Consider the following 18,184-nt stretch of genomic DNA (forward strand, 5'->3'; position numbering starts at 1 on the left):
ACCCGCTGTAAGAGCGGAACCCTAAGCAGCCGTTGCCGCAGGAATGGATATGTACTCGGTCAACAACATTCAGGTCGGCTGTCAGGCCGCCATCGCTGCGATGCGGCGTCCCGACAAGCCAGCTCCCACAGGGATTGGATACATCCGCAAGAGACAGGTCGGCTGTCAGGCCGCCTTCGCTGCGATGCGGCGACCCGACAAGCCCGCCCCCACAGGGGATTTGGGGATACCCGCAAAATCAAGTCAGACCCGCACGTTACGCCCCGGCAACGACGAGCGTTGGCTGCTCTCCCAGTTCTCCACCAACCCCACCGGCACCTCCGATGCCGGCAGCATCGTTACCCCGCGCACCAGATCCGAAGCCCGCTCGGCCAGCATGATGGTCGGTGCATTGAGGTTGCCGTTCGGCTCGGTCGGGAACACGGAGGAGTCGATCACCCGCAACCCGACAATGCCATGCACCCGCAATTCGGAATCCACCACCGCCATGTCGTCCTCGCCCATACGGCACGAGCCACAGGGATGGTAGGTGCTTTCGAGGTTTTCACGGACGAAGGCGTCGATCTGTTCATCGGTTTGCACCAGCGGACCGGGGGCGATTTCGCCGTCGCGGAAACGGTCCATCGCCTTCTGGCCGATGATTTCCCGGGTCAGGCGGATGCAACGGCGGAAGCCTTCGCGGTCTTCTTCGCGTTGCAGGTAGTTGAAGCGAATTTCCGGGTGTTCGTAAGGGTCGGCGGAACGGACCCGCACATAGCCGCGACTTTTCGGTTTGTTCGGCCCGGTGAGCACCATGAAGCCGTGGCCCTTGATCGGTTTGTTGCCGTCGTAGCGCATGGCCGCCGGCAGGAAGTGGAACTGAATGTCCGGCCAGCGCAAGCCCTTGTCGGAGCGGATGAAACCGCCGGCCTCGAAGTGGTTGGTAGCGCCCAGGCCATCCTTGAACAGCAGCCAGCGCAGGCCGATCAACAACTTGCTCAGCGGGTCCATTTTGCTGTTGAGCGTCACCGGCTCCTTGCAGCCGAACTGGATGTACACCTCGGCGTGATCCTGCAGGTTCTCCCCGACTCCAGGCAGGTCATGACGCACGACGATCCCGGCTTTGCGCAGGACTTCGGCCGGGCCGATGCCGGAGCGTTGCAGCAGGTGCGGCGAACCGATGGGTCCGGACGAAATCAGCACTTCGCGGTTGCAATACACCTCGTGGGTCTGGCCGTCGTGGTCATAGCGGATACCCACCGCGCGCTTGCCGTCGAGAATGATCTGCCGGGTCATTGCGTGGGTGATCACGGTCAGGTTCGGCCGACCCATGGCGGGCCGCAGGTAGGCATTGGCGGTGGAGCAGCGCACGCCATTTTTCACGGTCATGTGCATCGCACCAAAGCCTTCCTGCATGAAGCCGTTGCAGTCGTCGGTCTTGATGTAGCCCGCTTCGGCACCGGCCTCGACCCAGGCCCCGTACAGCGGGTTTTTCATGTGGTTGCCATTGGTGGTGTGCAGCGGTCCGGTTTGCCCGCGATAGCTGTCACCCCCCGACTCGTAGCTTTCGGCCCGCTTGAAGTACGGCAGGCAATTCTTATAACCCCAGCCTTGGGCGCCGAGGGTTTCCCATTCGTCGAAGTCATAGGCATGGCCACGGATGTAGACCAGGCCGTTGATCGACGATGACCCACCCAACACCTTGCCACGCGGGCAGTGAATGCGCCGGCCATTGAGGTAAGTTTCCGGCTCGGTTTCGTAGCGCCAGTTGTACTTTTTGGTGTTCATCGGAATCGAAAACGCACTGGGCATCTGGATCACCACACTGCGGTCGCTGCCACCGAATTCCAGCACCAGTACCGAGGTGCAAGGGTCTTCGCTCAGGCGGTTGGCCAACACACAACCGGCAGAGCCTGCGCCAATGATGATGTAGTCGTATTTTTGCGTAGCCATGATTTATCTCCGTACCGCCGACTCGTTGAACACGCTGAGCGAGTCGCCGGTGGTGTATTGCGGGCAGGTTTTTTCGATGTGCTGGATGACGGTTTCTTCACGCTTGAGATCGATCGAGCGGCTCAGCCAGTAGTACGCCAGCCCCGACACGATCAGCCCGACCAGCCAGGCGATGTCGATGCTGCCCAGCGCCTTGGCCAGCGGGCCGACATACACTTCGCGCTGCTCGACGCCATCAAAGATGTAGAAGAACGGGATCATCGAGATGAAGCCGATGGCGTACGCAGCGATGCCACGCAGGCCCCAGCTGCCGTAGAGGTTGCCGTGGGGCATGAAGAAATGCGGGATGGCGTAGCGGCCCTTGCGCACGAAGAAGTAGTCGGTGAGGTTGACCGAGGTCCACGGCACCAGGAAGTACAACATCACCACCAGATAGATGCCGAGCACCGACAGGCCCTTGCCCGAGCTCTGGATGCTCAGGGCCACGCCCAGTTGCAGCAGGATCACGAAAGCAATCGCCAGGATGCGAGCCTTGCGGGTCGGTTCGATGTGCTTGATCGAGTCGACGCAGGTCAATGTGGTCAGCTTGGCGCTGTAGATGTTCATCGCGATCACCGGCAGGAACGCCAGGATGGTGATGACCACCACCGCCGTGCCCATCAGCGGCGACACGGTGTTGCCGACTTGCCCCAGGGCCACCAGCACGTCGGTGGAGTGCAGGTGATCGGCCAGCCAGCCGCCAACGGAAATCATCCACGCACCGGACAACGAGGCACCGAGGAACACCACGGCAATTAGCTTGCCGCTGGAGGTGTTCTTCGGCAGGTAACGCGAGTAGTCGGAGACATAGGGTGCGTAAGCGATGTTGTAACTGGCCGCTGCTGCGAACTGGGCGATGAAACCGGTCCAGTTGAAGCCCAGCGGCGCCGGTGCCACTTCGCCTTCGGCGAGTGCCGGCAGCACCGCATCCGGCACCCAGCCCATCAGCACCGCCAACGTCACCAGACCGTACAGCGGCAGCGACAGGTACAACGCCCATTTGAAGCTGCGGTGCATCCAGTCATGGCCGAGAATCGCCAGCACCGCCGCCGGTATCGTCACCGCCACCGCGATCACCGTGGGGCTGAAACCGAACAGCGTGTGCAGCCCTTGCATCATCAGCACCAGGTTGACGATGTTGAAACCGGCGAACACGAACAGTGTCGCCAACAACACCAGAATCACCCCGCGATAACCGAACTGCGCCCGGGACTGGATCATCTGCGGCAGGCCCAGGTGCGGGCCTTGCGAACCATGAAAGGCCATGAACAGCGTGCCGAACATGATGCCCAGCGTGCCGGCGAGTGTGGTCCAGAGGGCGGTCAGGCCGACGCTGGGGCCGACGAAGCCGATGGTCATGGTGAAGAAAGTAAAGTTGCCGAGAAACCAGAACGGGCCCTGGCTCGACAGTTTGTCGGTACGCTCGCTTTCCGGGATGAAATCGATGGAATGACTCTCGACCACGGATTTGTCGTCGAGGATGGACACACTCGGAGCAGGCTTGGCGTCAATGTTCATGATGGTCTCTTATTGTTGGAAGATCATGACGAGATAACCGCATTCTTTCGGGTGAACGACGTCCGGATGCCTCCTTGCAGTTCCAATTTATTCAAATACCCAAACCCTGCCTCTGTGGGAGCAAAGCTTGCTCGCGATAGCGGTCTGTCAGTAGACATCTCTGCTGGAAGTGCTGACGTCATCGCGAGCAAGCTTTGCTCCCACAGAAGCGAGGCCGGTGTTCGGCAGTCAGGGCAAGGTGATCCACACCGCCTTGGTTTCGAGCAGGTAATCGAGCTGCTCGGCACCCAGGTCTTTGCCGAAACCGGACTGCTTGTAGCCACCGAACGGCATCGACGGGTCGAGGGTGCCGTGGGCGTTGACGTAGACCGAGCCCGCCTGCAACCGTGGGATCAGGCTGTGCACCTTGCCCAGGTCGTTGGAATACAGGGCCGCCGCCAGGCCATAGGCCGAGTCGTTGGCCAGGGCCAGCGCCTCTTCTTCATCGTCGAAGGGCGCGGTCACCAGCACCGGGCCGAAGATCTCTTCCTGGACGATGCGCATGTCGTTGCGGCAATGGGCGAAGATGGTCGGCTCGACGAAATAGCCCGGACCTTCGACTGGCTGGCCGCCGTAGACCAGTTCGGCGCCTTCACGCTTGCCGGTTTCGATGTACTCGGTCACCCGCTGCTTCTGCTGGGCCGATACCAGCGGGCCGATGAAGCAGTCCGGATCCATGCCGGGCGCGATCTTCAAGGTCCGGGTGTAGGCGATCAGTTCGCGCAGGAATTGGTCATAGACGCTGCGATGAACATAGGCCCGCGTACCGGCGTCGCACACCTGCCCCGAGTTGAAAAACACGCCATTGGCAACCGCTTGCGCAGCGGCCGGAATGTCGGCATCGGCCAACACGATTACCGGTGATTTTCCTCCGAGTTCCAGGGTTAGTCGTTTCATTTCGTCCAGCGCGGCGCGGCCGACGGTGCGGCCCACCGGGGTCGAGCCGGTGAAGGTCAGTTTGTCGATGTCGGGGTGGGTGGCCATGGCCGCGCCGACCACGCTGCCGCGGCCGGTGACGATGTTGATCACACCGTCCGGAATCCCCGCTTGCTGCACCAGTTCGGCAAAACGCAGGGCCGACAGCGAGGTCAGTTCGGCGGGTTTGACCACCACGGTGCAACCGGTGGCCAACGCCGCCCCGAGTTTCCAGGCCATGGTTTGCAGGGGGAAGTTCCACGGCACGATGGCGCCGACCACACCCACCGCTTCCTTGCGCGTATAGGCCAGGTAATTGCCCGGCAGCGACGGCTCGACGGTGCGCCCGTGGAGCTTGGTCGCCCAACCGGCAAAATAACGCAGGGTATCGACCGTGCCCTGGATGTCGACATCCTTGGCAAACGCGACTGACTTGCCCATGTCGATTGATTCGATCTCGGCCAGTTCAGCAGCGTTTTCTTCAATCAGGTCCGCCAGACGTTGCATCAGCCGTTCGCGTTCCGCCGGTTTGGCCTGGCGCCAGGCGCCGCCGTCGAACTGGGCGCGGGCAGCTTGCACGGCGCGGTCCAGATCCTCGACGGTGCCCATGGGGATGCGGGTGATCAGGCCTTCGGTCGATGGCTCGATGACTTCGGAGGTCTGGCCGTCGCTGGCCTCGACCCAGGCACCGCCGATGAACATTTTCTGGACCTTGCCGAGGAAGGTCTGGGTGGCTTCGCTGACGCCGTATTTCTGCAGGTAGCTTTTGACGTTCGTGTCCATGTTCATGCTCTCAGGCCGGGCTGGCTTCGTGGATGGACTGCCGCGCCTGGGCGCGTTCGTGGAAGATGAAGCCGATGCTGTTGAGCAGCAGTTGCGCGGCCAGAATCGAGGTCATGCCGGTCGGGTCGTAAACCGGCGCAACCTCCACCAGGTCCATGCCGACGATGTTGCCTTTGCTGCGTTTGGCCAGGGCCTGGATGATCTCCAGCACTTCGTAGTAGAGGAAGCCGCCGTGGCTGGGAGTGCCGGTGCCGGGGGCGATGGACGGGTCGAAACCGTCGATGTCGATGGTGATGTAGTAGTTGATGTTCTGCGGGATCAGCGCCAGCACCCCGTCGACGCCCAAGCGACGAACATCGCGCACCGAAAGGATCTTCGAACCCGCCGCATGGGCCGCTTCGTAGTCGTCACGGTTGGACGACGACACGTTGCGTATGCCCATCTGGGTCATGCCGACAATGTGGTTCATTTCCGAGGCGCGGCGCAGCGGGTTGCCGTGGCCGTAGCGCACGCCATGGCGCTCGTCGACGAAATCCAGGTGCGCATCGAAATGGATGATGTGGATTGGTCCACGGCCTTCGAACGCCTTGATCACCGGCGCGTGCACCGAGTGATCGCCGCCGAGCACCACCGGCATGACTCCGGCATCGAGGATCTTGCGCACGGCGTATTCGGTGTTTTCGTTGCTGGTGACCATGTCGGTGTGGACGATGTCGGCATCACCGACGTCAACCATGCGCACGTCGGCGGCGGTCAGGTACATGACGTCATCTTCGTGGTCATAGGCGCCGGCATGGCCGAAGGAAAACAGCGTCGATGCCTCGCGAATGCCCCGTGGTCCGAAGCGTGCGCCGGAACGCCACTGGGTGCCCATGTCGTTGGGCACACCAAGCACCGCCACATCCGCGTCCAGGGCATCCCAGTCGGTGCACACCGGGGATTTGCCGAAGGTGCAATGCCCCACGAAGGGCAGGTTCAGGCGGCCGGATTCATAACCGTTGTTCGACATTTCAAGCCTCTCCACTTCTTGTTATCGGCTTGGCGGACTGCAGGGCGACCGCCGTTGGAGTGACTATGGGCGCAGCTTTTCGTGGAAAAAATGCTAAACATCAGATACTCATATCGGCATTGCCGATGCATCCACACACGGGAGGTCCAGGGTGATTCAACTGCACGATGTCGACCTGAAGTTGCTTCGGGTGTTTGCCACGATTGTCCGCTGTGGCGGCTTCTCCGCGGCGCAGGCGGCGCTGAACGCCGGCCAGTCGACCATCAGCGAACAGATGACCCATCTGGAGACCCGGCTCGGGGTCAAGCTCTGCCAGCGCGGGCGCAGTGGCTTTCGCCTGACCGAGCAAGGCGTGGCGATTCACGAAGCCACCCAGCGCCTGCTCTCGGCGGTGGAAAATTTCTGCATGGACGCCGACGTGCTCAAGCAGCACATCAGCGGCAAGCTCAACCTGGGGATCATCGACAGCACCATCACCGATCCGGACTCGCCGATCCCGCGCACCACCCAGCGCTTCGTCTCGCGGGGGCACGATGTGCACCTCAGCGTCTACGTCGGTGAACCCGCCGAACTGGAGGAACGGGTACTCGACGGTCGCTTGCACCTGGCCATCGGGCACTTCCCGATCCATGTGCCGGGGCTGTTGCATTCGCCGCTGTATCAGGAAGCCCTGGGGCTGTATTGCGGGCGCCGCCATCCGCTGTTCGGCAGCCAGGCCGAAGGCGATGATCTGCTCGAAGAGATCAGCACCAGCCGCATTGTCGTGCGCGGCTACATGCAGCAATACGATCTGGAGCACCTGGGCGTCAGCAAGGCGGCAGCGACCGTGGACAATATCGAGGCCCTGGCGATCCTGATCATCTCCGGCGCCTACCTGGGCTTTCTACCGGCCCACTTCGCCGCCCAGTGGATCAAGTCCGGGGAGATGCACCAGCTTGCCCCGCAGAGTCTGCAACTGATGTCGCCGTTCGACGTGATCACCCGGCGCGGCACGGCGTCACCGCCAATACTCCAGGCGTTCCTCGAAGACCTGGCGGCCTGTTCGCGCAAAGCGCCACCATCCGAGAGGCGCTGACGGACTTTCCTTTGTGGGAGCTGTACGCAAATCGCTACACCGTAGTGAAATCAAGACAAGCCCCTGATAACCCGCCTGGCCCGGACTTCGCTCGCCAATGCCTGCATGGCTGTATTGATTTCAGTACGGAACGCCTGCGCCACTCAATCAAAAAAACACATAAGCCTTTGTTTTAAAACAAATAATAAATACTGGCATCGCCCTTGCGAATAACAACGTCCAACAACAACGAAACCCTGTAGGAGCAAAGCTTGCTCGCGATGGCCGTTACGCGGTCTATCTGATGAACTGCGTCATCGTTCATCGCGAGCAAGCTTTGCTCCCACAGGAGTACAACCAAGGGGACTCCACCATGTTCAGCAAGCACGACCAGATCAAAGGCTACGACGACGCACTGCTGGCGGCGATGAACGCCGAAGACACTCGGCAGGAACACCACATCGAGTTGATCGCCTCGGAAAACTACACCAGCCGGCGGGTGATGGAGGCGCAAGGCAGCGGCCTGACCAACAAGTACGCCGAGGGTTATCCGGGCAAGCGCTATTACGGTGGCTGCGAACACGTCGACGTGGTCGAGCAACTGGCCATCGACCGCGCCAGACAACTGTTTGGCGCCGATTACGCCAACGTGCAACCACACTCCGGCAGCCAGGCCAACGCCGCGGTTTATCTGGCGTTGCTGCAAGCCGGTGACACCGTGCTGGGGATGAGCCTGGCCCATGGCGGTCACCTGACCCACGGTGCCAAGGTGAGTTTTTCCGGCAAGTTGTACAACGCCGTGCAGTACGGCATCGACACTGCGACCGGGTTGATCGACTACGACGAAGTCGAGCGTCTGGCGGTGGAGCATCAACCGAAGATGATCATTGCCGGGTTCTCCGCTTATTCGAAGACCCTGGACTTCCCGCGCTTCCGGCAGATCGCGGACAAGGTCGGCGCCTATCTGTTTGTCGACATGGCCCACGTCGCCGGGCTGGTGGCGACTGATCTGTACCCGAATCCGGTTCCGTTCGCCGACGTGGTCACCACCACGACCCACAAGACCCTGCGTGGTCCCCGTGGCGGGCTGATCCTGGCCAGGGCCAATGCCGAGCTGGAGAAAAAACTCAATGCCGCGGTGTTCCCCGGCGGCCAGGGCGGCCCGTTGATGCACGTGATCGCGGCCAAGGCCGTGTGCTTCAAGGAAGCGCTGGAGCCCGCGTTCAAGAGCTATCAGGCGCAAGTGATCCGCAATGCCCAGGCGATGGCGCAGGTCTTTGTCGAGCGGGGCTACGACGTGGTGTCCGGCGGCACCGACAACCACCTGTTCCTGGTCAGCCTGATTCGCCAGGGCCTGACCGGCAAAGACGCCGACGCCGCCCTCGGCCGGGCCGGCATCACCGTGAACAAGAACGCCGTGCCCAATGATCCGCAATCGCCGTTCGTGACGTCCGGCCTGCGCATCGGTACGCCGGCAATCACCAGTCGCGGTTTCAAGGAAGCCCAGAGCATTGAGCTGGCGGGCTGGATCTGCGACATCCTCGATCACCTGGGCGATGCCGAAGTCGAAGCGCGAGTCGCCCGCCAGGCCGCGGCCATGTGCAGTGATTTCCCGGTCTACCGCGACTGATCCCTTGTAGGAGCTGGCTCGCCAGCGAAGACGGCGGCACAATCAACCTCTTGGTTGACTGACAATCCGCTTTTCGCTGGCAAGCCAGCTCCTACAGGGCATTTTCGGAGGTCCGGCACGATGCCATTTGCAGCTCGATCATTGCTTCTGTTCCTTTGCCTCTCCCTGCCCGGCCTCGCCGCTGCTGAAGACAGGCCCGCGCACATGGTGTATTTGCGCGCGATCGACCCCGGCATCGAGCAGGACATCCGCTATGCCGGCGCCCACAATTTCACCGGTCATCCACTCGACGGCTACGAAGCGCCAGAGTGCCTGCTGTCGCTGGACGCCGCCAGGGCCCTCGCCCGGGTGCAATCGACACTGCGGGCCCAAGGCTATGGTTTGAAGGTATTCGACTGCTATCGCCCCAGTCGGGCGGTCGCGGACATGGGGCGTTTTGCGACGCAGCCGGGTGATCCGCGCAAGGCCGAGTTCTATCCTCGGGTGGACAAGCAGGACTTCTGGCGCCTGGGCTACGTGGCACGGGTGTCCAATCACTCCAAAGGCGGCACTGTCGACCTGACACTGACCGGTCCCGACGCCCTGCCCGCCGACAGCTGGACGCCTTCGGCCACCCCCGTCGATTGCACGGCACCTTACGGTCAGCGCTGGCACGACGGCGCCGTCGACATGGGCACCGGTTTCGACTGCTTCGATGAGCGCGCCCATACCGACACCGCGTTGATCAATGCCACCGCCCTGGAAAATCGCCAGCGGCTCACCCGTGCCATGGAGCAAGAGGGATTCACCGGCTACTCCGCCGAGTGGTGGCATTTCACATACACGCGGGATGCGTCGTTGAAGACGGTCATGGATTTCCCCATCACCCCGCTTGAGCCCACACCATGAACCCATTGCTCAAGGCGTGCGTCCTGCTGCTGTTGCCCTGTGCAGCCATGGCCCAGGGGCTCGACGACAGTCGGCAACTGATTGTCGTCACCAGCAAGGACTGGAATGACACTCAGGGCATCGCCCAACGATACGAACGCCACGGCAACACCTTTGAAAAATTCGAGGCACCGTTTCCGGTGGTGCTGGGAAAAAACGGCATGGCCTGGGGCAAGGGCCTCAACAGCGTTGCAGAACGCCAGGGACCACTCAAACAGGAAGGCGACGGCAAGGCCCCGGCCGGGATGTTCAAACTGAGCACGGCATTCGGCTATGCCCCAACGGCTGAAACCCGACTGCCCTACCTCGCGCTGACAACCGCCATTGAATGCGTAGATGACAGCCAGTCCAAACGCTACAACCAACTGGTCGACGGCTCGACGGTCGACAAGGACTGGAACAGTTCCGAGCGCATGCGGCGCAACGATGACATGTATCGCCAAGGCATTTTCATCGAGCACAACACCCCGGCGTCCCCCGCCGCGGGCTCCTGCATTTTCTTCCACATCTGGCGCGGCCACACGATGCCGACCCTGGGCTGTACCGCCATGGCGCCAGCAGATATCGCGCGTTTGTTCAGTTGGCTGGACCCGCGCCAGTCCCCGCTGCTGGTGCAATTGCCCGAGGCTGAATACCAACGCTTGCGTGAACGCTGGCAGCTTCCCGGGCGTTGAACTACCTGTGGGAGCGAGCCTGCTCGCGAATGCGGTGCATCAGTCACATCAATGCTGAATGTGCCGACGTCTTCGTCGGAACGCCGCCCGGAGCCGGCTCGCTCCCACAGGTTCAACGGAGCAGTGTTGCCCTTCTCGCTCGTCGAAATGATGGATTGCGTAGCTTGCGCGCTATTTCGACAAACGGCGTCACGATCAGGCTGAAGACCGTCAGGTAACGTTCGTGATCCGCCTCGCCCGTGCCGAAGCGGATCGCCTCGGGCTGCGACTGCGTGACGTAGAGCGTGCCGAACATCCAGTCCCAGAGTGACAGGTTGATCCCGAAATTTTTGTTGAAGTGTCGAGGGGCGTCGCTGTGGTGGATCTGGTGCTGGGCCGGGCTATTGAGCACGTGCTCGACCACCGGCCCGAACGACAGCCAGACATGGCTGTGCCGCAGGTTGGCCGCCAGCGCGTTGAGGATGAACACCACGTAGGTCACGCCGAACAGCGTGTAGCGGCTGATCTCCCCGCCGCAGGCGTACCAGAAGAGGCCGGCAAAGGCGCTGAGGAACACGATATCGATCAGTCGCTCGACCATTTTCTCGATGAAATGCACCCGACTGGCCGTGACCGGCACCAGCACCGGCGCCGAATGATGGACTTTGTGAAACGCCCACAGGTAGCGGGAATGGTAGGCGCGATGGGCCCAGTAATGGATGAAGTCCTGCACGAGGAACACACCCAGCCCGTAGGCCAGGGTCAGTGCCAGGTGTTCTTCCACTTGCACCCGCGCGCCCCAAAGGTGCGTGAAGAAACGCACGTAGTCGCCAGAGCGCAGCACGTAGGGGTCAACCAGGCCAACAATGGGCACCACCAGCACGACTCGGAGGATCGCCCGCACAAAGTAGTAGCGGTAATCGAGCAACGCCGAAGGATGTAAATGCACCCGATTGCCACCGATGAACTGCCAGAAAGAACGGGCGTCGGTCAGCCCGCGGGATCTGCGCACGCGGAACAGACCATAGGCAACGGCATAGGACGTGAAGAGAAAGGCGATACACAGACGGCCATTGAGATCGAAAAGGCCAAGGAACTGCTCGCTGACAGGGGCGATCACCCACCTGAACAGGTATTGGTAGAGTGGTGCGAGAACATCCATGACCGGCCTCATAACTGTAGGAGCGAGCTCGCTCGCGAAAAAATCAAACGCGCCGCCGGGCATCTGGTTTTACGCGTAATCGTTCACCACCATCGCGAGCGAGCTCGCTCCTACAGGGTTTGCGCTGTACCACCGAATGAAGACGTGATTGCGGATGTATCTTATTCAGGCCTTGGAGCTGCGGTCAACCGGCACGATCACTACCGAGGTCCGGGCCAAGAAGTAATACAGAGCACCCGGCACCACCAGCCCCACGATCCAGGACACGTCCACGCCGCCGAGCCATGCGACCATCGGACCTGAATAGAAATGGGTGTCGACGAAAGGTAGCTGAATCAGCACGCCGATGACGTACACGCTGATCCCCAGCAGGTTCCAGCGACCGTACCGCCCCGCCGGATCGGACAAGGCCGGGATGTCGTAGCGCTCCTTGTTGATGAAGTAGTAATCCACCAGGTTGATCGCGCTCCAGGGGGTGAAGAACGTCAGCAAGAACAGGATGAAATACTTGAAGCTGTTCAAGAACGAGTACTGCCCCAGCAGCGCCAGCGTGGTGGATGCCGCGACAATCACCAGTACGAACACCATGCGCTGGCCGGCACTGAATTCCAGACGACTGCGGAAACCGGTGATGATGGTAGCTACGCACATGAAGCTGCCGTAGGCGTTGAGGGTCGACACCGTGACCTTGCCGAACACCACGCTCAAGTACAGCAAGGAGGCCATCACCCCGGTGCTGCCCAGACCGACGATGGTCGCCACTTCGTGACCGCGGAAGTTCGCTCCCGCCAATGCCGCGGCGAACACCCCCAGCACCATCGAAGCCTGGGCGCCGAGCACTGTACCGAGGCCAACGGCAGTGAAGGTTTTCCAGGTTGAGGTCTTGCTCGGCAGGTAGCGTGAGTAATCGGCCACATACGGGCCGAAGGCGATCTGCCAGGACGCGGAAAGCGACACCGCCAGCAGGAACGTGCTCCAGGCGAAATGGCGATGTTCCAGCAGCAGGCCAATATCGTTGAGGGCCATCAACCGGGTAAACAGATAGACGAACGCGATGACGCCCAGCACGCTGGCTATCCGCCCGACCAGATGGATCACCCGGTAACCGAACATCGTCAGCAAGGCGATGCAGGCGGCGAAAATCAGGATGCCGGCACTGTCGCTGACACTGATCAACTGCGCAATCGCCTGCCCCGACAACACCGCGCCGGTGGCGCTGAAGCCGAGGTACATCAGGCACACCAGGACAATCGGGATCGCCGCGCCGTACACCCCGAACTGCACGCGACTGGAGATCATCTGCGGCAACCCGAGCTTCGGCCCTTGCGCCGCGTGCAGCGCCACCACGGCACCGCCGAGCACCTGGCCGATCAACAAGCCGATAAGCGACCAGAACACATCACCGCCCAACACCACGGCCAGTGCCCCGGTGACGATGGCGGTGATCTGCAAATTGGCCCCGAGCCACAGGGTGAACTGGCTGTACAGGCTGCCATGGCGCTCGGCTTCGGGGATGTAATCGATCGAACGGGTTTCGATCAGGGGACTGCGTTGCTGGGTCATTATTCTTGTTCTCTTCCAAATTAGAGGCATAACGCGTTCCCTGTTGGAGCCGGGCTTGCCCGCGATTGCGGTGGGTCAGCTTGCATCAATGTTGAACATGCCGCCGCCATCGCGGGCAAGCCCGCTCCCACAGGGATGTGGTCGTTGGCTATTTCACTGATTCGGCAACAGCCACCTGCCCCACAAACGGCGCCTTGGCCCACACCACCTTGCCGCCCACCAGCGTCAGCAACACCTGATTACGCCCCAGTTCGTCCTCGGGCACCTGCATGAAGTTTTTATCCAGGACGATCAGATCGGCGAACTTGCCCACTTCGATCGAACCGACCACCGGCTCCAACCTGAGCTGCTCGGCGGCGTTGAGGGTAATGGTGCGCAGCACCTCGGCACGGGACAGCGCCGGGTCGGCGTTGAGCCTGCCGGCATAGTTGGGGCCATAGCTGTGCGGGTTCTGTGGGTCGCCCGAGCGGGTGACACCGATCTTCAGCGCGAGGAACTCGTCGAGCGGATCCACCGGCCAGTCGCTCCCATAGGCCACCCGCCCCCCGGCGCGGGCGATGCTGCCGGACGGTTCCATGCGCGCGAACCGTTCGGCACCGAGGTGATCGCTGGTGCCATCGACCGTGGACGGTGCCTGCTGCGCCCACTGGAAGGACATGTTGGCGGTCACATCAAGCGCCTTGAATCGTCCGTAGTCGGCAGGATCCACCGACTCGGCATGGGTAATGGTCGGGCGAAAGCCCTTGCCGGGTAATTGCTGGCGCACGTATTCGATGCCATTGAGCGAGTCACGCACTGCGCGGTCGCCAGTGGCGTGCAGGTGTGGATCGAAACCGGCCTGCACAGCTTTGAGTAGCAGCGGATTGAGTACCTGCGGCGGGAAATACAGCTCGCCACGGTTTTTGCCGGGAGTCCATTTCGGCGCCTTTTCGGTGCCGGCATTGTGCAGGTAGGGCGTCAACATCGCCCCGGTATCGGCCGGTGCGTTGATGATGCCGTCCATGAACAGTTTGACGTGACGCATGCTCACCCCCGGCGCGACCTTGGCCTCGCCCTGATCGTAGGTGGCGGCCATTGCCTTGGCTTCGGCGATGGTTTTCTCCGGGTCGGCGGTCGCGGCGGCCGGATCGAGCTTGATCGCCAGCAAGGCCCGGGCGGTCAGTTCGCCGGACTGCTGCAACGTGGTGAATGCCTTGCCGTTCTCCGGTCCCGACAAGGCATCGAAGAAACTGGTGATGCCTTGCTGGCGCATGGCGTCGAGCGCGGCACGACTCTGGGTCAGCTTCTCGGCATCGGTGGCGGGCGGTACCACGGCGGCCATGGCATCGGCCGCGCCGTCCTCGCAGATACCGGTCGGGTTGCCGGCACGGTCGCGCACGTATTTGCCATCGCCGGGGTTGGTCGTGTGCTTGTCGATGCCCGCCACCGCGAGGCCACGGGAGTTGACCAGCACGGTATGGAAGTCGGTGGAGCGCACCTGAATCGGACGCCGGGTCTTCAGCGCGTCGAGGGTCGATTTGTCGGGGTCACCGTCGAGTCCGTCCATGCCCATGCGATCCCAGCTGCCGACTTCGAGCCAGACATCCGGTCCCTTGTCCTTGTCGGCGTCCAGGCAAGCCTGGATGGTTTCCTGGAACACCTTGCGGGTCATGGTCTGGTATTTCAGGTCGCACAACGTCATGGCGCGACCACCATCCCCGGGATGCATGTGCGCGTCGATGAAGCCGGGCATCAACATGCGTCCCGCCAGATCGATCAACTGTGTCTGTGCGCCAATGTACGCAGCAACCCCCTCATCACTGCCGACATAGACGATCTTGCCACCCGTGACCGCCACCGCCTGCTGCACCGAATTCTTGCCGTCGACGGTGTAGACGTAGCCATTGCGCATGACCATGTCGGCACTGGTCGAACCCGGACGCTGGCATCCCACCAGCGCCACGCAGGAAACGGCCGTTGCACCGGCAACGGCGATAAATAGCCTGGAAAATTTCAAATGCCCCACCCCTTTTTATTGTTTTGCAAGGACTCGACCAGACGGCCGCGCATGCCCTTGATATGCAGGGCATACCCTATAGCGCGCGGCGGCTGGACGGACCTCTGCAAATGAGGAGGGGTCAGGCAATTTGTTGAACCGCGGGACTCAATCGCGGCGTGGCGTTGGCACCAGTGCAGGTGTTGAACGCAGGATCGAACCCAGTTCCACCTTGCTCTTCACGCCCAGTTGCAGGTAGCAATTGCGCAGATAGGTGCGCACCGTTGCCGGGCTGAGGACGAGGATTCGGGCGATTTCCTTGTAGGAGTGACCGGCGGCAAACAGCATGGCGACAGTCCGTTCGCGAGGCGCCAACACGACCCCGCGTGGCTGGGTTTCCAGCGACAGGATGACGTGCTCGGCATTTGGGGTCAGGGTCAGTGCCGAACGTCCCAGGCGCATGACACAGGGCGCATTGGGCAACTGCGCGATGACTTCGGCCGGTAGCGTCGAGCCGTTCCAGCCGGGCAATTCGCGCTGAATGACCGCGCACAAGCCGGCGCCCACATAGAGCAGACCACCGTCCAGCCGCGCGACCGCGAAGTCGGTGGCGCCGTTGCCGGTGTCGACGCGGATCATGTCCTGCACCTGAAATCGCCACAACTGCAACAAGTGGTCGCAGAAGGCCGCAAACAAACCGGCCTCACTGTCGTTGAATGCCGGTGCTTCGCTGCCCCGGTAAAGACAAACGAAAAACATCAAGCCGCTTTCCGGCAGCTCGAAGGTGATGCACATCGGGTGGTAGAGGTCATGGCGCCGGGCGAAGGCGTCCACCTCTGCATGGGGATCGGTGTAACCGCTGTCGCGGATGACCTCGCCGGGACGGCTCAAGGTGTCATGGGAAAACCTGTCGCTGCCGGCGCCCTTTTGCCATTCGGCGGCAAAGGAGTCGGCCAGGTCGATGCGCCCGTGCATCCAGCTTTGCGGCGGTGCGCTGGCGTCCGAAACGGACATCTCGCCCCACCAGGCCGAGGCGAAGGGTACGAGTTGGCGGAACGCTTGCAGGCCGTCGGCGATGAACTCGGCGGCACCCCGCTCCCGTGCGAGGCGCCCCAACTCCAATACGCAACGGTTAAATGCCTGCAGCGTGGTCATCGACGTATCGATGCTGCCCTGATGTGCCTCCTCCATCGTGCTGGTCCTATTGGCTGCGTGGTCTGGGGGCTGGACCATGCCACAGGCCCCCTAACGACGTCCACGCCTCCTGTAGGAGCGAGCTTGCTCGCGATGGACATTAACGAAAACCCGTGCTGCCTGAATGAACGCGTTTCAGACTTTTTTCGCGAGCAGGCTCGCTCCTACAGTAGATCGCGTAAGCAACAAGGCTTCGATTTCCTCGGCCACCAGGCTTTCGATGCGGCTCATGTTGCGGTCGCGGATGCCTTGCTCCCGGAGCATGGTCACGGTGCGGAACAGGTACTGGGCCGCCGAACCCCAGTGCCCCGCCGCGCGGGCCAGGACCTGGGCGACCTTGTCCATCGGCAACTTGCCGGCATAAGCCTTGCCATCCCGCGCGGCGACAAAGGCCAGTGCACGCAATGGTCCGGACGCGGTCTTCACCGTGATCCAGCGTGCCACGTTGGTCGGCGGGTTGGCGTCGATCTCCCGGGCCAGCAAAAGAGCGATCTGTTTGAAGTGATCCTGCGCGGGCAGCCGGTAGGCAAGGCCCTGGCAGCTTCCGCCCCGATCGAGGGCCAGCATCAGTGCTGGCAACTCGCGGGTGCCGCGCCAGCGAGTCAGGGTCAGGCAGAATGAACGATGCCAGCCATAAGCGATGGCGCTGCGGCGTTCCTCGAATTCGAATTCCGGGTTCCAGATCAGCGAGCCGTAGGCGAATACCCAAAGATCCTTCGGGGTGTGTTCCCGCAAGAGGGTATCCACCATCGCATCAAATTCTTGTGGGGTATGTTCGGTGGTACCGGGTTCCGGCCCCGGGTCGGGCTCGAACCGTTCGACATGGGCGACCAGCTCCGCCGTCAGGTTTCGTCGGGTCGGTTGCCGGGGTTTGCCTGCGCCCATATCCGCCTCTCAATATGGATCCAACGACGGTCGATCAAGCTCAAAGACTAGCACTGCATGTCGAATTGTCCTGTGCCAGGCGCCGAGCGTCAGCGCACCGCTCATCTTCATGGCTGGCTCACACGCTATATAGTTTTGTATATTGCGCAGCTCAAATCGCCAAGACATGCCCATGAGCCGTATTCGCCAACACAACCAACAGCTGATTCTGGAGGCCGCCAGCGCAGAGTTCGCCGCCAAGGGATTCGACGCTACCCAGACCCGCGACATCGCAGCGCGCGCAGGGGTACCGAAGGCGAATCTGTATTACTACTTCCAGAGCAAAGAGAACCTCTACGCCAAAGTGCTGCTCGGTTTCGTCGAACCGTTGCTGGAAGCTTCGGCGGTGCTGCGTGAGAGCGATGATCCGCTGGTGGGGTTGCCTGCCTATATCGCGGCGCGGATCCGCATCGCCCGTGAACATCCGCACGTAGCCAAGGTGTTCAGTGGTGAGTTACTGCTGGGGGCCAGATATTTACCCGAAGAATGTCGCGAACTGCTGTACGCCGAAGCCCGGCGCAACGTCGAATGCCTGCGCAGCTGGATCGAACGGGGATTGCTGGCGCCGGTAGACCCGGAACATCTGATGCTGTTTATCTGGTCGGCAACGCGCACCTACACCAATCTTGGCTGGCAGATGGCGCACATCACCGGGCGGGAGACGCCGCAGGATGTGGATTATCAGGAGGCCGCGGCGACCATCACCCGGTTGGTGCTGGGGGGTGTGATGCCGCAGGTTGTGCGGGCACCCAAGGTGCTGATGTTTGCGACTTGAGACACGCTGGGAACCCTGTAGGAGCGAGCCTGCTCGCGATGGTCGTCAAAGATAACGCTGGGAACCTGACACCCCGTGGTGCTCTCAGGTCC

14 protein-coding genes are annotated in these 18,184 nt (G+C 61.8%); 5 read left to right on the forward strand and 9 right to left on the reverse strand.

Annotated features, from left to right (window positions below; translation table 11 throughout):
* Positions 1 to 243 precede the first annotated feature (243 nt).
* The 4 genes from betA to speB form a co-directional block, all read right to left on the reverse strand.
* Positions 244 to 1,932: a choline dehydrogenase gene (betA, locus tag GPL81_RS17610; protein WP_160107762.1), complete on the reverse strand. Its 1,689-nt coding sequence runs from the start codon at positions 1,930 to 1,932 to the stop codon at positions 244 to 246.
* Between the two features lie 3 nt (positions 1,933 to 1,935).
* The gene (locus GPL81_RS17615; protein WP_160107763.1) at positions 1,936 to 3,489 is read right to left on the reverse strand and encodes a purine-cytosine permease family protein; all 1,554 of its coding nucleotides are present in this window, start codon (positions 3,487 to 3,489) and stop codon (positions 1,936 to 1,938) included.
* Positions 3,490 to 3,717: 228 nt separating this feature from the next.
* Positions 3,718 to 5,226 (reverse strand): aldehyde dehydrogenase family protein, encoded by a 1,509-nt coding sequence (locus GPL81_RS17620; RefSeq protein WP_160107764.1) that lies wholly within the window; start codon positions 5,224 to 5,226, stop codon positions 3,718 to 3,720.
* 10 nt (positions 5,227 to 5,236) lie between these two features.
* Positions 5,237 to 6,235, reverse strand: coding sequence for an agmatinase (gene speB, locus GPL81_RS17625; protein ID WP_160107765.1), 999 nt, complete (start codon positions 6,233 to 6,235; stop codon positions 5,237 to 5,239).
* Between the two features lie 151 nt (positions 6,236 to 6,386).
* On the opposite strand from speB, the gene GPL81_RS17630 reads away from it, so the two are divergent.
* From GPL81_RS17630 to GPL81_RS17645, 4 genes are all read left to right on the forward strand, one after another.
* On the forward strand, positions 6,387 to 7,310 hold the full coding sequence (locus GPL81_RS17630) for a LysR family transcriptional regulator (protein WP_160107766.1): 924 nt from the start codon (positions 6,387 to 6,389) through the stop codon (positions 7,308 to 7,310).
* Between the two features lie 352 nt (positions 7,311 to 7,662).
* On the forward strand, positions 7,663 to 8,919 hold the full coding sequence (gene glyA, locus GPL81_RS17635; RefSeq protein ID WP_160107767.1) for a serine hydroxymethyltransferase: 1,257 nt from the start codon (positions 7,663 to 7,665) through the stop codon (positions 8,917 to 8,919).
* 204 nt (positions 8,920 to 9,123) lie between these two features.
* Positions 9,124 to 9,807 (forward strand): M15 family metallopeptidase, encoded by a 684-nt coding sequence (locus GPL81_RS17640; RefSeq protein WP_246218946.1) that lies wholly within the window; start codon positions 9,124 to 9,126, stop codon positions 9,805 to 9,807.
* The gene (locus tag GPL81_RS17645; RefSeq protein WP_160107769.1) at positions 9,804 to 10,520 is read left to right on the forward strand and encodes a L,D-transpeptidase family protein; all 717 of its coding nucleotides are present in this window, start codon (positions 9,804 to 9,806) and stop codon (positions 10,518 to 10,520) included. Before GPL81_RS17640 ends, GPL81_RS17645 begins: the two co-directional genes overlap by 4 nt.
* 112 nt (positions 10,521 to 10,632) lie before the next feature.
* On the opposite strand, the gene GPL81_RS17650 is transcribed toward GPL81_RS17645, so the two are convergent.
* From GPL81_RS17650 to GPL81_RS17670, 5 genes are all read right to left on the reverse strand, one after another.
* Positions 10,633 to 11,661 carry a sterol desaturase family protein gene (locus tag GPL81_RS17650; RefSeq protein ID WP_160107770.1) on the reverse strand — a complete coding sequence of 343 codons (1,029 nt, stop codon included), beginning with the start codon at positions 11,659 to 11,661 and terminating at the stop codon, positions 10,633 to 10,635.
* 165 nt (positions 11,662 to 11,826) lie between these two features.
* Positions 11,827 to 13,224, reverse strand: a complete 1,398-nt coding sequence (locus GPL81_RS17655) for a purine-cytosine permease family protein (protein WP_160107771.1) — start codon at positions 13,222 to 13,224, stop codon at positions 11,827 to 11,829.
* A 148-nt stretch (positions 13,225 to 13,372) separates the two neighbouring features.
* Positions 13,373 to 15,220 (reverse strand): amidohydrolase, encoded by a 1,848-nt coding sequence (locus GPL81_RS17660; protein WP_160107772.1) that lies wholly within the window; start codon positions 15,218 to 15,220, stop codon positions 13,373 to 13,375.
* Between the two features lie 147 nt (positions 15,221 to 15,367).
* Positions 15,368 to 16,390: a helix-turn-helix transcriptional regulator gene (locus tag GPL81_RS17665; RefSeq protein WP_160107773.1), complete on the reverse strand. Its 1,023-nt coding sequence runs from the start codon at positions 16,388 to 16,390 to the stop codon at positions 15,368 to 15,370.
* 138 nt (positions 16,391 to 16,528) lie between these two features.
* Positions 16,529 to 17,278 (reverse strand): gamma-glutamylcyclotransferase, encoded by a 750-nt coding sequence (locus GPL81_RS17670; RefSeq protein ID WP_160107774.1) that lies wholly within the window; start codon positions 17,276 to 17,278, stop codon positions 16,529 to 16,531.
* 172 nt (positions 17,279 to 17,450) lie between these two features.
* On the opposite strand from GPL81_RS17670, the gene GPL81_RS17675 reads away from it, so the two are divergent.
* Positions 17,451 to 18,092, forward strand: coding sequence for a TetR/AcrR family transcriptional regulator (locus tag GPL81_RS17675; RefSeq protein WP_160107775.1), 642 nt, complete (start codon positions 17,451 to 17,453; stop codon positions 18,090 to 18,092).
* Positions 18,093 to 18,184: the final 92 nt, after the last annotated feature.

This window comes from Pseudomonas izuensis (assembly GCF_009861505.1).
Taxonomy (GTDB): domain Bacteria; phylum Pseudomonadota; class Gammaproteobacteria; order Pseudomonadales; family Pseudomonadaceae; genus Aquipseudomonas; species Aquipseudomonas izuensis.

Bases quoted from the DNA above. Each gene is read 5' to 3' on its own strand.
- GPL81_RS17645 (WP_160107769.1), top strand. From the start codon at position 9,804: ATGAACCCATTGCTCAAGGCGTGCGTCCTGCTGCTGTTGCCCTGTGCA.
- betA (WP_160107762.1), bottom strand. From the start codon at position 1,932: ATGGCTACGCAAAAATACGACTACATCATCATTGGCGCAGGCTCTGCC.
- GPL81_RS17640 (WP_246218946.1), top strand. From the start codon at position 9,124: ATGGTGTATTTGCGCGCGATCGACCCCGGCATCGAGCAGGACATCCGC.
- GPL81_RS17620 (WP_160107764.1), bottom strand. From the start codon at position 5,226: ATGGACACGAACGTCAAAAGCTACCTGCAGAAATACGGCGTCAGCGAA.
- GPL81_RS17675 (WP_160107775.1), top strand. From the start codon at position 17,451: ATGAGCCGTATTCGCCAACACAACCAACAGCTGATTCTGGAGGCCGCC.
- GPL81_RS17650 (WP_160107770.1), bottom strand. From the start codon at position 11,661: ATGGATGTTCTCGCACCACTCTACCAATACCTGTTCAGGTGGGTGATC.
- GPL81_RS17655 (WP_160107771.1), bottom strand. From the start codon at position 13,224: ATGACCCAGCAACGCAGTCCCCTGATCGAAACCCGTTCGATCGATTAC.
- GPL81_RS17670 (WP_160107774.1), bottom strand. From the start codon at position 17,278: ATGGGCGCAGGCAAACCCCGGCAACCGACCCGACGAAACCTGACGGCG.
- glyA (WP_160107767.1), top strand. From the start codon at position 7,663: ATGTTCAGCAAGCACGACCAGATCAAAGGCTACGACGACGCACTGCTG.
- GPL81_RS17665 (WP_160107773.1), bottom strand. From the start codon at position 16,390: ATGGAGGAGGCACATCAGGGCAGCATCGATACGTCGATGACCACGCTG.
- GPL81_RS17615 (WP_160107763.1), bottom strand. From the start codon at position 3,489: ATGAACATTGACGCCAAGCCTGCTCCGAGTGTGTCCATCCTCGACGAC.
- speB (WP_160107765.1), bottom strand. From the start codon at position 6,235: ATGTCGAACAACGGTTATGAATCCGGCCGCCTGAACCTGCCCTTCGTG.